Annotated in this window: 10 protein-coding genes; 6 read left to right on the top strand and 4 right to left on the bottom strand. The window is 47.0% G+C overall.

Annotated elements, in window-relative coordinates:
• Window positions 1-492: 492 nt before the first annotated feature.
• The 6 genes from VN105_RS05730 (at window position 493) to VN105_RS05755 (ending at window position 8,619) form a co-directional block, all read left to right on the top strand.
• Window positions 493-3,699 carry a SusC/RagA family TonB-linked outer membrane protein gene (locus VN105_RS05730; RefSeq protein ID WP_325638816.1) on the top strand — a complete coding sequence of 1,069 codons (3,207 nt, stop codon included), beginning with the start codon at window positions 493-495 and terminating at the stop codon, window positions 3,697-3,699.
• 20 nt (window positions 3,700-3,719) lie between these two features.
• Window positions 3,720-5,210 (top strand): SusD/RagB family nutrient-binding outer membrane lipoprotein, encoded by a 1,491-nt coding sequence (locus VN105_RS05735; RefSeq protein WP_325638818.1) that lies wholly within the window; start codon window positions 3,720-3,722, stop codon window positions 5,208-5,210.
• Window positions 5,211-5,236: 26 nt separating this feature from the next.
• The gene (locus VN105_RS05740; RefSeq protein WP_325638819.1) at window positions 5,237-5,734 is read left to right on the top strand and encodes a lipid-binding protein; all 498 of its coding nucleotides are present in this window, start codon (window positions 5,237-5,239) and stop codon (window positions 5,732-5,734) included.
• An 82-nt stretch (window positions 5,735-5,816) separates the two neighbouring features.
• Window positions 5,817-6,131 carry a DUF3467 domain-containing protein gene (locus tag VN105_RS05745; RefSeq protein ID WP_079470689.1) on the top strand — a complete coding sequence of 105 codons (315 nt, stop codon included), beginning with the start codon at window positions 5,817-5,819 and terminating at the stop codon, window positions 6,129-6,131.
• A 12-nt stretch (window positions 6,132-6,143) separates the two neighbouring features.
• The gene (locus tag VN105_RS05750) at window positions 6,144-7,217 is read left to right on the top strand and encodes an Ldh family oxidoreductase (RefSeq protein ID WP_325638820.1); all 1,074 of its coding nucleotides are present in this window, start codon (window positions 6,144-6,146) and stop codon (window positions 7,215-7,217) included.
• Window positions 7,218-7,296: 79 nt separating this feature from the next.
• On the top strand, window positions 7,297-8,619 hold the full coding sequence (locus tag VN105_RS05755) for an aspartate kinase (protein WP_325638822.1): 1,323 nt from the start codon (window positions 7,297-7,299) through the stop codon (window positions 8,617-8,619).
• A 51-nt stretch (window positions 8,620-8,670) separates the two neighbouring features.
• Here the strand turns inward: VN105_RS05755 and VN105_RS05760 are convergent, their stop codons facing one another.
• Genes VN105_RS05760 through dinB form a run of 4 tightly spaced genes read right to left on the bottom strand, consistent with a single transcriptional unit; the run spans window position 8,671 to window position 13,820 of the window.
• Window positions 8,671-9,129, bottom strand: a complete 459-nt coding sequence (locus VN105_RS05760) for an RES family NAD+ phosphorylase (protein ID WP_325638824.1) — start codon at window positions 9,127-9,129, stop codon at window positions 8,671-8,673.
• Window positions 9,130-9,147: 18 nt separating this feature from the next.
• Window positions 9,148-9,603, bottom strand: coding sequence for a type II toxin-antitoxin system Xre/ParS family antitoxin (gene parS, locus VN105_RS05765; protein ID WP_325638826.1), 456 nt, complete (start codon window positions 9,601-9,603; stop codon window positions 9,148-9,150).
• Between the two features lie 41 nt (window positions 9,604-9,644).
• Window positions 9,645-12,602 carry a DNA polymerase III subunit alpha gene (locus VN105_RS05770; RefSeq protein ID WP_325638828.1) on the bottom strand — a complete coding sequence of 986 codons (2,958 nt, stop codon included), beginning with the start codon at window positions 12,600-12,602 and terminating at the stop codon, window positions 9,645-9,647.
• A gap of 6 nt (window positions 12,603-12,608) precedes the next feature.
• Window positions 12,609-13,820, bottom strand: a complete 1,212-nt coding sequence (gene dinB / locus VN105_RS05775; protein WP_325638830.1) for a DNA polymerase IV — start codon at window positions 13,818-13,820, stop codon at window positions 12,609-12,611.
• Window positions 13,821-14,019 lie beyond the last annotated feature (199 nt).

Consider the following 14,019-nt stretch of genomic DNA (forward strand, 5'->3'; position numbering starts at 1 on the left):
CTGCACGATGTTTGTCATGACTTAAATCAACAATAGGCACAGAGAGAACTATAGAACTTTTACCGATTGCGATTAAAATGAGCACTTAACCATATTTCCTATAATTGTTAATGGCATAAACTGTTTGCCGACAGTAAGAGATTCAACAAATTGCTGTGAGAGAACAAAGATAGTCTGGCATAGACATCTGAACCAATTGTACAACCAAAATCCGAACTGTATATGCAAAAAAACAACGCTGTTTTTACATAGTAATCCGCCATTATACTAACAGTATATAAGATGCCCATTGGTTGCTGCAAACGCGGAACCATTTCATCTTATAATTATGTCTTCCAGGCATAACAGGCTTCTTTGTGCTGTTACCAGAGGATGGCATTATGATACAACAATACCCGGCAAATATTGCCGGAAGTTGTTCCCGGTAATATTCGCCGGCTAAGCATTATATGACCCAGTGTATTTCTTATTCAACCAAAATCTGAAACTTTTATGAAAAAGGGGTTCCTCCTTTTTGCCATGCTAATGGCAATTATCAGCCTGGCCTATTCGCAGCAGCGGCAGGTTACAGGTACCGTTAAGGGAAATGATGGTAATCCGGTTCCGTTTGCCACCATCCAGGTTAAAGGTACCACCACAGGCACTACCGCCAATGATAATGGCGTATTTAACCTGAGCGTACCGGGTGCATCTTCGGTGCTCATTATAAGAAGTGTTGGATACAAAGCACAGGAAGTAACTGTGGGAGAAAGTTCCAATCTTCAGATAACATTAACAGCAGATAATAAAAACCTGCAGGAAGTAGTGGTAACAGGTTTGGGACTGGTGCGGGAGAAAAAGACCGTTGGTTACGCCACCAGTAACTTTGCTACAGAACAAATTAACAGGGTTGCGCCTGTTAGCATGATGGATGGTTTATCCGGTAAAATAGCCGGCGCTGAAATATCCACTACCAGCGGCGCTCCCGGTGCATCCAATAAGGTGATCCTGCGCGGTTATTCTTCACTCCAGGGCAGTAACCAGCCACTGTATGTAATAGATGGGGTACCGTTGAATAACGATCGCCCAGGCTCTACCCTTGATGGAAAGGGCGTCAATAACGGCGGTTACGACTTTGGTAACAATGCCAATGACATCAATCCAAATGATATTGAAGCGATCAGCATCCTGAAAGGAGCCGGCGCTACCGCAATTTATGGCTCCAGGGCTGCCAGCGGTGTGGTATTGATCACCACTAAAAAAGGTAAAAGCGGACGACTGAAAGTAGATGTGGCTTCGTCGGCCACATTTTCCAATGTAGGCATGTTGCCCACTATGCAGGAAAAATTCGGACAGGGATGGGGCGGTACTTTTATTCTTTCAGAAAATGGTAGCTGGGGACCACGGTTAACCGGCGAGAACCGGGAATGGGGCGCTCCCGTTGACGGCGTATCACTAACAAAGCCATTTTCGTTTGTAAAAGATAATGTTCGCAACTATTTCACGACCGGTAAAGAACTCAATAATACCATATCCGTCAGCGGAGGAAATGAAACATCTACGTTCTTCCTGTCTTATGGTAATATTTACAGCGATGGTATCCTGCCTACAGATGCTGATTCTTACAAAAGAAATACTTTCTCTGCCAGGGCATCTACCAAATATGGTAAATTCTCCGCTTCCGCTTCCTTCAACTATGTAAATAAAAATGCCAAGGCAGTGTCTACCCGCAGTGAATCCGGACTTGGATCTTCCTTGTTTGAAGACATCATCCAGATCCCGGTAGACATCAATATTTCCCAGTTTAAGGATTACAAGAATAAGTATTACAATGTGGATAACTACTTTACTCCATACGCAGAGAACCCTTATTATTCGCTGTATGAAAATGGGAATAACCTGAAGAGTAACAGGATCTTCGGAAATATCGACCTGAAGTATGGTATCACAGATTGGCTGAACGTACAATGGCGCATTGGGGCTGATATTACCAATGCCCAATCTAAAACGTATAAAGCGAAAAACAGGCCATCACTCGACAGCTGGAATGATGGTAATAATGTGGAAGGTTCGCAACGACAGGAGGACGTTGGTTATGTAAGGGAAAACAGCGATTACAGAGGTGAGTTTAACTCCGACCTCCTGCTCATTGCCAATAAAAAGCTGAGTTCAGATTTTACCCTTGATGGATTGGTTGGCTTTAACGTTAACCAGCGGGAAGGGAAAATATTCAGTTCGGCTGTGAAGGGCCTGGCTATTCCGGGTTTCTACGTGATCTCCAACTCACCTAATACGCCGGTATCACAAACACAGGAATTCAGACGCCGTATTTATGGCCTTTATGCACAGGCAACTTTTGGCTTCCGTGAGTACCTGTTCCTGACCCTGAATGCACGTAACGACTGGTCATCTACCTTACCTGAAAAAAACAACAGCTATTTCTATCCGGCCGTAAACGCCGCCTTCATTTTATCTGAAGCGCTGAAACTGGATGAGCGGGGTGTTTCTTTTGCGAAACTGCGGGCCAGCTGGGGTAAAACCGGTAACGATGCCGGCCCTTATCTCACTAAAACAACCTTATCTACCGGGCAGATCATAGATCTTCCTTTTGGTACATTAGACTTTCCTTTCAATGGCATTCCCGGTTATACCGTGGGTGACAACATCGGTAACCCGGAACTCGGACCAGAGTTAAGTAATGAATATGAATTTGGAGGTGAAGTGAAATTCCTGCGTAACCGGTTGGGATTTGATATTGCCTACTATAATAAACTCACCAAAGGCCAGATCCTGGCGGTGCCTACCACACCCAGCTCCGGTTACGCCAGCATCACGCAAAACTTTGGTAAGGTGAGGAATAAGGGAATAGAATTGTCTGTTAACATCATACCTGTAGAAACAAAAGATTTTACCTGGAACATCAATTATACTTATGCCCGCAACAGGAATACAGTAGAAGAGCTGCCGGCAGGGCTCAACCAGGTAGTGCTTAATTTTGTTTACGATGTAAAATTTGTAGCCCGCAAGGGTGATCCGCTGGGTGTATTTTATGCACCTGTAGCGGCTACCACACCAGACGGAAAAACAATTGTAGATGCCACAGGGCTACCAAAGGCAGCAGATACCGATGGATATTACGGCACATCCCAGCGCGACTTTACCATGGGATTGGTAAATACGCTTCGCTATAAGGACTTTACCCTCGGCTTTTCTTTTGACTGGAGAAAAGGAGGCGTGTTCTACTCCGGTACGGCGGACCTTACCTACTTCGTAGGAAATGCATTGCAAACCACCTACAACGACAGGCGTGCATTTGTGGTACCAAATTCCGTAATGCAGATAGGTACGGATGCACAGGCTAAACCGGTATATGGTGAAAACACCATTCCGCTCACAGATTATAATTATGATGCTTACTGGTATCATACCACCAACAAGGGTACCGCCTATTCACAGCGCATTCTTGATAAAACCTTTTTAAAACTGCGTGATATCACGCTTTCTTACAGTTTACCTTCTTCCGCTGCCAGGAAAATTGCTGCCAGTAACCTGACACTGACTGCGTTTGCACGCAACTTATTTATATGGACGCCGGAAGGCAATACATCCATTGATCCTGAAGTGTCCAATTATGGTAATGACCTGAACAGTGAACTGGGTGAATTCAGGTCCATGCCTACCACCAAATCTTATGGTGTTTCATTGAAGGTAACCTTCTAATCTTTTTAAATTCTGATATCATGAAAACGTACAATCATCAATATATTTTTATCCTGCTTTCTGCGGTACTGATGTTGGGGGCGTCCTGCAAGAAGAACCTGGATATTAACAATGATCCGAATAACCCGCCGCTGGAGAAGGCTACCCCTTATGTGCTGTTTCCCCCTGCAGTGATGTCTACCATATCGTGCGCCGGTACAGACGGCGCTATTATTGGCGGTATATGGGCGCAATACTGGACGCAAAGCAATGCTTCCAACCAGTATAAAACAATTGATGCGTATAACATCCAGCGTACGGATTACAATGCGTTTTATACGCAGATGTTTTCCGGTGCACTGGAAGATTACAGCCTGATGCTGAAATTGTGCGATAGCCTGCATGATTATAGTTTTGGTTTGATGGGAACCGTGATGAAGGCATACTCTTACCAGGTGTTGGTAGACCTGTACGACCAGGTGCCTTATCAGGAAGCCTTTGGTGGATTAAACCAGCTGCAGCCAAAGTTTGACCGGGGAGATAGTATTTACCAGTGGTTATTGAGAGATCTGGATATTGCATTATCAAAAGATCTGACTGTTGCCATTCTTGATGAAAATGCCGCACAGGATATTATTTACAAGGGAGATATGGATAAATGGGTAAAGTTTGCCAATACCCTGAAACTGAAAATGTACCTGCGGTTGGTGAATGTGGATCCTAACCAGGCAAGAACAAAGATCATGGCGCTGATCAACAGCGGCGCTGAGTTTCTCACCGATGTAGATGCTTCTTACAGCACCTTCAAGGATGCCCCCGGCCAGGATAACCCATTGTATGAATCCAACATCCGCAGCCTGAATACTACCACCAACATTCGTGCGAGTTATACCATGATGTCGTGGTTGCAGAAAAACAAGGATTCAAGAATGACCAAAATTTTCCGTGCGCCGGGAGCTGCTGCCGGTGTTTATTATGGCATTCACCAGGGCGATTTCACCAGCTTGTCGGCCACCTACAACGTATCTGCCATTTACAGGCAAACAGCCATAGATACTGCTTACCTGATTTCAAGGGCAGAAACCAATTTTATGCTGGCTGAAGCAAATGAACGGTATTTCGGTGGCGCCAAAGCAAAAGCTTACTACGATGAAGGCGTGCGTGCAGCCTTCCAGCAGTATAAACTGAGTGCAGACACTTTTATCCAGGCAGGAAAGGTATATGCTTACCCAACCGGGGCTTCCTTTGATAAAAAGCTGGAAGCTATCATTACGCAAAAATGGGCATCTTTCCCCGGCTCACATGCACTGGAAGGTTTCCTGGAGCAAAACAGAACAGGTTATCCGAAGTACAGTCCGGTATACTCTACGGATGCGTCTTATATTCCCGGCCAGCTGGTATATTCCCGTAACGGGGTAACCGGCGCCGGTAAATTCCCTAAACGGCTGGTATTCCCGGATGTGGAAAGGAGCAGGAACAGTAACACACCAGCGGAAGTGCCTATTTATCAAAAGGTTTGGTGGGCTTTATAATGTTAACGGATCTTAAAATAATTACCATGAGAACAATAATGAATAAATTATATATCGCAGGAATACTGCTGGCGGGCGCTGTTCTTTTTGCTTCCTGTAAAAAGGAATTACCGGAGGTAAAGAACACGCAGGTAGTGAAAATGGCTGGCACCTGGTGGGTAACCATGACGCTCAACGGCGCGCCGCAGATAGACGGGGACCATGTGCAGATCAACACTTTCAACACAGCCGCCGACGACGGAAAGCAGCTGTGGATACAGGATGCAGGACTGGGATTTGATTTCCAGTCGAAGGTGGATGTGAACCTTTCAGACCTCACATTCAGTGCCACTAATGCCAAAGATGAGAACAGCGCCGCTACCGTTACCATCACTTCCGGGAAGGTTTTCCCCGATGGAGGTAAATCAAAAGCTGGGCACGTAACCGACAGTATTTACATGGAACTGCAAATTTCTTCCGATCCCGGGAAGAAGTACGTGGTGGCGGGTGTACTGCGGACAAAATTCGACGAAGACGACTATTAGTACCGGTCAATCCGCTGTTTATAAAAAAAGAGGGCTCATTTGAGTCCTCTTTTTCTATTTTTGTACGGCTAAATCGTACAACATGGAAAATCAGCATGAAGAACAGAATCAGCTTAACATAGAGTTGAATGAGGAAATCGCCGAGGGACAATATGCGAATCTCGCTATCATCACCCATTCCAACGCCGAATTTGTGGTAGACTTTGTGAATGTGATGCCCGGTCTGCCAAAGGCAAAGGTGAAATCGCGTATTATACTTACGCCGCAGCATGCCAAGCGTTTTATGAAAGCCATGCTTGATAATATTAAGAAATACGAATCTGTACACGGCCCGATCCAGGACCAGGAGCAGGTATCAGTACCATTGAATTTCGGTGGTCCCACCGCTCAGGCCTAATCCCGTTAACAGATGGAACATATTTTTTCTTATCATCATTTGAGGGAATTTACCAGGGAAGTATTTATTCACATGGGTTGCAGCCTGGAACATGCAGCCCTGGCCAGCGAAGTGCTGGTATCAGCAGATCTGAGAGGTATTGATTCTCATGGAATAGCCCGCTTATCGGGCTATGTTCGTTTATGGGAGGCTAAGCGGATCAATACCAGGCCCAATATCCGGGTGGTACATGAAACTCCCAGCACGGCGGTTGTTGACGGCGATGCCGGCCTGGGACTGGTAGTAGCGCCCTACGCAATGGAAATAGCCATGCAAAAGGCCGCCGCAGCCGGCACCGGCTGGGTGAGCGTGAAAAACTCCAATCATTTCGGGATAGCCGGCTACCACGCCATGAAGGCGCTGGACCAGGACATGATAGGGATGGCAATGACCAATGCCAGTCCATTGGTAGCGCCTACTTTTTCCACTGAACGTATGCTGGGTACCAACCCTATTGCAGTGGCCATTCCTGCCAAGGAGCAGCCGGCATTTGTAGCCGATTTTGCCACTACCACTGCGGCAAACGGTAAGCTGGAGATCCTGCAGCGTAAAAACGAAGAAGCTCCCTACGGATGGATCCAGGATAAAGACGGCAACTCAAGCAACAATCCTCATGAACTGAAAAGTGGGGGAGCTTTGCTGCCTTTAGGCGGCGACCGTGAGCATGGAAGTCATAAGGGGTATTGTTTGGGAGCAATTGTTGATATATTTTCGGCCGTTCTTTCAGGCGCCAATTATGGCCCGTGGGCGCCGCCTTTCGTGAGTTTTCTCCCGTTGGCGCCTGATCCGGTAGGAGAAGGGCTCGGGCATTTCTTCGGCGCTATGCGTGTAGACGCATTCCGGCCGGCAGATGAGTTTAAGGCCAATATGGATACCTGGATCAGCCGTTTCCGCGCTGCCGCACCGGTAGCAGGCAAAAAGGTGCTGATCCCCGGAGATCCTGAGAGGGAAATGCACCAGGAGCGGCTGGAAAATGGAGTTCCTGTAATAGCGCCTGTGGTAAAGGATTTGCAGGAAGTTGCAGCTAAATTTAATTTGAATTTTTAATTTTCAATCGTTCATAAAAAACACCTGGAGTGAAGCTGACGCCCCATTCCAGGTAGCTAAAGAAAAAATATACATTCAGATGAAAGTGTTAAAATTTGGTGGAACCTCCGTGGGAAAACCAGAGCGTATGCAGTCGGTATCACAACTGATCACAGCAGATAACGATCAGAAAATTGTGGTGCTGTCTGCACTGTCAGGCACCACAAATTCCCTCGTGGAAATCAGTCAGTCGCTGTCGGAAGGTAAAAAGGAACAGGCAAAGCAACAGATAGATAAGCTGGAAAGCCACTACCGGACCTTTTGTACCGACCTGGTGAAGCAGGAAGCCGGCCGCGCCAATGCCAAGGCTATTGTTGATGAACACTTCGAATTTCTGAATATCATCCTGAAGATATCTTTCAACGAAGCATTAAATAAAGATATTCTTGCCCAGGGCGAATTATTATCTACACGTCTTTTCTGCGTATATCTCGAAGAAGCAGGTATTCCCGCAGTGTTACTGCCGGCGCTGGATTTCATGAGCATCGACGAATTTGAAGAGCCGGAAATTCCAAAGATCAAGATTAAGCTGGGTAACCTGATCAGCCAGCATAAAGGACAGCACATCTTCATTACCCAGGGATATATTTGCCGTAATGCCAAAGGCGAGGTGGATAACCTGAAGCGTGGTGGCAGCGATTACTCTGCTTCCCTGATCGGCGCTGCTATCCAGGCCGATGAAGTGCAGATCTGGACCGATATCGACGGTATGCATAACAACGATCCGCGGGTGGTGAGAAAAACCTTCCCGATAGATCAGCTTTCCTTTGATGAAGCGGCTGAACTGGCCTACTTTGGCGCCAAGATCCTGCATCCTGCTTCTATTTGGCCGGCACAGCATTTCAATATCCCGGTAAAGTTGCTGAACACCATGCAGCCGGAAGCGAAAGGCACTATCATCACGGAAATGCCTAATGGTAATGGTGTAAAAGCCATCGCTGCAAAAGATGGTATCATTGCCATCAAAATCAAGTCCAGCCGCATGTTGCTGGCTTATGGCTTCCTCCGCAAGATTTTTGAAATATTTGAGAAATACCGCACACCGATCGATATGATCACTACTTCCGAAGTAGCCGTGTCTGTTACTATCGATCACCAGCAGTACCTTGATCAGATCCTGAAAGAGCTGCAGCCATTTGGTACGGTGGAACTGGATTATCATCAAACCATCGTTTCCATTGTTGGTAACGAAGTAGCGGCTACGCCGTCTATCATCACCAAATTATTTGATGCGATAGAAGAAATTCCTTTACGGATGATTTCCTACGGTGGTAGCAGGCATAATATTTCTATCCTGATCAATGGTCAGTATAAAGAGAAAACATTGCAGGTGCTGAATAAAGGATTATTTGGCCTGGAATAGGAAGAAAGTTTTTGAGAGATAGAGAGCAGCGGATAATTACCGCTGCTTTTTTTATTTCTTTAAACGCTGATCAAATACAAACGGCTGTGTATTCACAATGGTAATATTTTCAGCGTCGGGATGCAGCGGGTTGACCAGGTAATTATATTCATCGGCAATAACTACGGAGGGGATGCGGAGTACGGCATATTTAGCAGTATCTATCCATTCATCGCCGATACATTGCAGCTCCGGCAAGGGCGCCAGCGATTGCCAGCCGGATGGCAGATCGTGTTTGGTGAGCACCTTAATGGAAATATTATCAGGGATCTGCAAGGTAGCGATGCAGAAATCCTGTACAATATTTTTCAATGGAATGTGCACCAGTACTTCCAGTGCAGATAAAGCCCTGCTGCCTGCCGTATACACAATAGCATGTCCCGGGCTGTTCCAGCGACCTCCATACAGGCGCGCACCTGTTCCATTCAGATCATTGATGTAAGCGCACTTACTGATCCTGTATACTTCCATGTTAACGGTTTCGTAGATTTATGCAAAGATGCCATGTTCAATGCGCCCCAATTCATCCTGGATAAGCTGGAACCCAAAAGTGGTATCTAAAAGCGAAATAGGGGTTTGATAGTTGAAGGCAGGTAACGGAGTTCTCATCCATTCCTTGAAGTTTTCCAACTGGCCGAATACTTCCGTGCCGCGCTGGTAAAGCTGGGAGAGTAAAATAGCACGCTCAGACGTGTCGGCAGACAATTTCTCGTCGTCTGCATAACGTTGCAGCGTTCTTTCTGAAACATGGACCACCTGTGCCAGTTCTGATAAAGAAAAAGACAGCTGCCTGCTCAGGTTCAATAAAGCTCTTTTAATAATTCCACTGCGGGAAAGCTGTATAAAATCAAAGTAGCCGCTACCGGCAATGTATGCCGCTCCTCCTGGCTGTTCTACTATCAATAATGCATTTTCCTGCACGCGGTATCCTTTTACGTGTTTCATATACCCGACATTTGTCACAAAAATACAACAAATTGTCGGGATTAAAGCTTTTTATCTTCAAAATACCCAATCTTCCACATTTTACTGATTTCCAGTTGTATTACGCCGTATTCTTCGGCCACTACGCCTTGCAGCACATAAAAGCCGCCTTTCTGAAAGGGATACCTGCGAAAACTTTCGGGGAAATGGATGGTATCCATAAACGCCCCGTCCCGGTCCAGGAAGGTGCCAAAGCACATGGGTTCGCCTTTGTTGCTCCGAAGAGATTTGGTGGTGACCAGGTAGCCCAGTGTTGTAACAGGCCGGCCGATATGTTGCCTGAACTCACGGGAAGGCATATACGCACTTTGATCATGCTGTAGTACATTGAATGGGGATTGCAGGGGAAAGCCCAGCAGATCTATTTCATCAAAGGCATCTTCATGTGCATGGTATGCCAGCACAGGCAGTTCACAATTAACGGCGGTGGTATTACCAAACAGGGAAACACTGTGTGGATTGGCTTCTTTCTTACTTACCAGCAAACTGCTTTTCCACAATAATTCTTTTTTGGTGTGGCCGGTAAAATTGAAACAACCGATCCGGATCAGTATCTCCAGTTGTTCTGGTCCGGTGGGGATGCGGCTGGTGAAATCCTCCAGGTGTAAAAACGGGCCGTATTGTTCACGGTCTTTCAGGATCCTTTCCGCCAGCTGTTGTTCCAGGCCTTCTACGTGGATCAGCCCTGTATAAACATCACGGCCGCTGATATTGGTGGCATAGTTGCTATGATTAATACAGGGAGGGTGCAATGTTACGCCAGTTTTCTGCAGTTCCCGGAAATAGAGTTCGCGGTTATAGAAGCCGCCGAAATTATTGATAACGGCTACCATAAATTCTGCAGGGAAATAAGTTTTCAGGTAGAGGCTCTGGTAGCTTTCCACTGCGAAACTGGCGGAGTGTGCTTTGGAAAAGGAAAAATTGGCAAAGCTGGCGATCTGCCTCCATACTTCTGCAGATACATCCGGTGGCCGGTTAAGCCGTTCGCAGTTGCGGAAGAAACGTTCCTGGATCATCCTGAAGTCGTTCGATCCCCGGTACTTCCCTGCCATGGCCCGCCGCAGGCTGTCGGCATCCGCCAGTTCCATATCGGCGTACCGGTGCGCTACTTTAATCACATCTTCCTGGTACACCATAATACCAAAAGTTTCTTTCAGCAATTCTTCAATGACCGGGTGCAGGTATACTACCTGGGCAGGATTGCGGTAACGGTGAATATATTGTTTCATCATCCCTGATTGCGCTACGCCGGGGCGGATAATGGAACTGGCCGCCACCAGGGTGAGGTAATCATCGCAGCCCAGTTTGAGCAGCAGTTGGCGCATGGCTGGCGATTCAATGTAAAAGCAACCGATGGTGTTCACCTGCGCCAGGTTTTTCCGCACGAGGGGATCTGCCTGGAATGCTTTTACATTATGAATATCGATGTTTGTGCCGCGGTTTTCCTTAATGATATCAATCGCATCGCGGATATGCCCGAGGCCGCGCTGGCTGAGGATATCAAATTTAAACAGGCCCACTCTTTCCGCCTGCCACATATCCAGCTGTGCAGTGATAAAACCTTTGGGTGGCAGGTAGGTAGTGCAATACCGGTGAATGGGTTCATCGCTGATCAGGATACCGCCGGCGTGAATGCTGAGATGGTTGGGAAATGCTTTTTCTGTATCCATCAGTTTACTGAACCGGGCTATTTTCTGATGGATGCTGTCGTTTTCCAGGTTAATGTGGAAGCCATTTTCCAGGATCCTGTCAATTTCTTTTTTTGGTAGCCCGTACACTTTTCCGAGTTCACGGATAACGGCGTTGGTTTGAAAGGTAGTAACGGTGCCCAGCAGGGCAGTGTGTTGCGGGCCATATTTATTGAAAACGTATTGGATAATTTCATCGCGGTCGCGCCATGAAAAGTCGATATCAAAATCAGGGGGTGAGCTTCGGTAGGGATTCAGGAATCTTTCAAAATAAAGATCCAGTTCTATGGGATCTACGTCGGTAATTTTTATGCAGTAGGCGATGATGGAATTGGCGCCGCTTCCCCGGCCTACATAAAAGAAGCCGCGTTCCTGTGCATAACGTATAATATCCCAGGTGATAAGGAAATAGGATTCAAAGTTCAGTTGCGCTACAATGGACAATTCTTTTTCGATCCGTAACAGCGCTTCTTCATGATCGTGGCCGTACCGGTATATCATGCCTTCCAGCGCGAGTTCCCGGAGTTTTGCGCGGTCTTCTTCCACGCTGCCCAGGAAGCATTTTTTATTCCGGGAGATGGAATGATGAAGCGCTGTTTCTATGCAGCAATCTTCCATCACTTCCACGGTACGCTGTACGATATGCGGGTAACCGGCGAAGTGTTCCACGAGTGCCGCCGGTGTAATGAATTGTTCCTGCGGATGCCCGGTAGCAGCCGGTTCCAGTTGCGTGATCAGGATATTAAGATCGATGGCGCGCAGCAGCTGGTGCAATTCGTAGTGGGTGTTGTCCTGGAAGGTAACGGGTTGGAGGATCACCAGTTTATCGCGCAGTGCAACGGTATCTGTTCTGAATAATTTATTGCGTTGCCAGGGTTTAACGCCAATCAGCTCATGGGGCGCTAAGTCTTCAGGAGAGCGGCTTCCAAGCTCGTACACCACCCAGGTGTTGGGAATAACAGGCGCCTGGTTGGGGAAGGGTTTTTCCTGTTGCAGGTGAGTGGATAAAAAAACGTTGATTTGATGCCAGCCATCCTGGTTTCTTGCCAGCAGAAGATATTTAAAATCATTTCCGTTCCTGCATTCCAGTCCGAGTATGGGTTTGATATCATATTTGCGGCATAGGTTTACAAATTCCCAGGCATCGGAAGTGATGTTGATATTGGTAAGTGCAAGTGTGCCGATGCCCAGCTCATGTGCTTTGCGGACCAGCATTTCCGCGTGCATGGTGCCATATCGCAGGCTGAAAAATGTTTTACAGTTAAGGAACATGAATGATTATTTAAAGTACGGCATGATATCTTTTTTAACCTGGACCTGTCCTTTTTTCCCGGGAGGTATTACGTTGGTACCTTTCATGAGATATTCCCATCCGAAGCGGTTTTTAATCTGGTCTATAGCCTGGTAAAGTGCAATCATTTCCTGTTTATCGTCGAACAGGCTGATCTGGTAGTTGCCATGAACGAGATGGCTGAAACGCACGCCTATGAGCCGTACCAGCAGGCGGCGGTCGTACAGTTTTTTGAAAAGATCTTTTACTTTTTCCAGCAGCACATGATCTGCGCAGGAGTAGGGAATGGACATTTGTTTGGTAACGGTTTCAAAGTCTGAGTACCGGATTTTAAGCGTGATGCAGCCGGTGAGTTTATTTTGCTGCCGCAGTTCGAATGCAATTTTTTCCGTCATGCGTACCAGTTCTGCGTGCAGGAACTGCATGTCGATGGTATCTGCGGGAAATGTACTTTCCGTAGAGATGGATTTTTGTTCATAAAAAGGCACCACCGGCGATTCATCGATTCCATTGGCTTTTTTCCAGAGGGCTATTCCGTTTTTTCCCATCCATGCTTCCAGCAGGGAGATGGGCACTTCGCTCAGTGTTTTTACGGTTTCTACGCCGCGGCGCCTCAGCAGGGCGCCGGTTTCACGGCCTACCATCGGGATCTTTTCCACCGCCAGCGGCGCCAGGAAATTTTTTTCCTGTCCGAACAGGATTTCAAGCTGACCATTAGGCTTGGCTTCATCAGTGGCTACTTTAGAAACGAGTTTGTTGGAGGCCAGTCCGAATGAAATGGGCAGTCCTGATTCTTTTATGATCGTTGTCCGCAGTTCGGAGGTCCATTTCAGCGAGCCAAAGAACTTGTCCATGCCGGAGAGGTCCAGGTAAAATTCATCGATGGAAGACTTCTCATAGAGCGGGGCTTTCCCGGCAATGAGTTCCGTTATTTCCCTGGATTTAGTGCTGTACAGTTCCATGTCGCCGCTGCGCACAATGGCGTGTGGGCAAAGGCGCAGGGCGGTTTTCATGGGCATGGCTGAATGGATGCCATACCGTCTTGCTTCATAGCTGCAGGCAGCTACTACGGCGCGATCACTGCTACCGCCTACCAGCAGGGGTTTACCCCTGAGGCGATTATCCCGCAGGCATTCCACTGATACAAAGAAGCAGTCCAGGTCGAAATGCGCTATTGTTCGCTGTTGTAAAGTGATCATAATGACAACGGTTTATGGATAAACAAAGGACGGAACAGGCGGGGCTGTTAAAAGCGATTACGGATGGCGGACCGGGCAAAGGAAGGATGGTATCGCAGCAGGCCTGCCAGCCGGAATCACTTTTAAAGTGGCTACTAAATTACTAATTTATTTAGTAATACTAATAAAATTAGTAAAAAATATTGAAACTTCCGGTCGC

It is taken from the genome of Chitinophaga sp. (assembly GCF_035564935.1).
In the GTDB taxonomy this organism is placed as follows: Bacteria; Bacteroidota; Bacteroidia; order Chitinophagales; family Chitinophagaceae; genus Chitinophaga.